Consider the following 1,047-nt stretch of genomic DNA (forward strand, 5'->3'; position numbering starts at 1 on the left):
TCAAATGATCAAGAGGGTCTGTGACCCGGTACATGAAAAGTGAAAGCCGTTCAGTTGGGAGCAGTTTTTTTTACGATGCCATTCCGGGGGTGCTGCCTGGCGCGGAAGTTAGTTCGGTGAGTGATGAACAGAGAAGCCTTTCAGGGATGCAGGGCTTTTTATTTTGCGAAAGCCTTTTTGGTACGAGCGTTTTGTAACAGTTATCAAGCGTGTAAAGGATAGGGCTTTTATCTTCATCGGGCAAGCTCTGGATCTCCACCACCCGGTCAATTACTGTTTTGTCCAGTTCCATATCCGTATTGCCTACCAAATAATCCAGTGATACACCTAATATCCTGGCAATTTTAGAAGCTACTTCAATAGTCGGTTTTGCAGCACCTCTTTCATAGCGTCCGTGCAACACCCCAATCAAATCCCAAAAAAGTGTCCCAATATTGGGACAAATGCCTTTCGGTCGCAAATAAGAAGGTTTTCTTTAAAGCAGAAGCTCAAAAAACTTATAGAAGGGTCTAGGCGAGTCCAGCCTTATCAAGCAGTTGTACTATCTGGTCTTTTGTGAGGTTTTCTAGTTGGCTTTTGTCGTAGATATATACCAGGTATACTTCCTGATCTTCTGTAACAAGAAAAGTAATTACCCTTGCCCCACCGGATTTACCTTTACCTTTTGAAGATATGGCCATACGGATTTTATAGAGGTTGTGACCAAGATTGGTGCCGGTAGCAGGGTTTTCAGAGAGCGTGTCAACAAGTTTTTGCAGGTCAGATTTTAGAGAGGGGTATTTTTTAGCCAGCTTTTTAAAGAGCTTCTTAAAATCTGGGGTTGGTATTACATTATAGCTCATTGAGGAAGTCTTGGGCGGATTGTTTAGGGAGTTTACCTTCCTTCATGAGTTTTACTTGTTTAAGGCTGCTTTGCAGTTCTTCCAGTGCCTTTTCTTCTACATCTTCCACCTTCACATAGTCCAGGGTTTTAATAAACTCCAGGAAAGCTTTGAACTTGTTATCTGCGATATTTAGGGTTATCTGTTTCATATTAGTGGGAATAAG

The 1,047-nt window shown here is 42.1% G+C and carries 3 protein-coding genes; all 3 read right to left on the bottom strand.

Annotation, left to right across the window (positions count from 1 at the left end; all coding sequences use genetic code 11):
* Positions 1–70 precede the first annotated feature (70 nt).
* Positions 71–460 carry a helix-turn-helix domain-containing protein gene (locus C900_RS27765; protein ID WP_009583830.1) on the bottom strand — a complete coding sequence of 130 codons (390 nt, stop codon included), beginning with the start codon at positions 458–460 and terminating at the stop codon, positions 71–73.
* 49 nt (positions 461–509) lie between these two features.
* The gene (locus C900_RS27770) at positions 510–842 is read right to left on the bottom strand and encodes a type II toxin-antitoxin system RelE/ParE family toxin (protein ID WP_009583831.1); all 333 of its coding nucleotides are present in this window, start codon (positions 840–842) and stop codon (positions 510–512) included.
* On the bottom strand, positions 832–1,047 hold a 216-nt coding region (locus C900_RS27775), incomplete at its 5' end, for a hypothetical protein (RefSeq protein ID WP_245558498.1). The genes C900_RS27770 and C900_RS27775, both read right to left, overlap by 11 nt.

The sequence above is a fragment of the Fulvivirga imtechensis AK7 genome, from assembly GCF_000331535.1.
GTDB classification, from domain to species: domain Bacteria; phylum Bacteroidota; class Bacteroidia; order Cytophagales; family Cyclobacteriaceae; genus Fulvivirga; species Fulvivirga imtechensis.

Coding starts and splice junctions, on each gene's coding strand:
- C900_RS27770 (WP_009583831.1), bottom strand. CDS start 842: ATGAGCTATAATGTAATACCAACCCCAGATTTTAAGAAGCTCTTTAAA.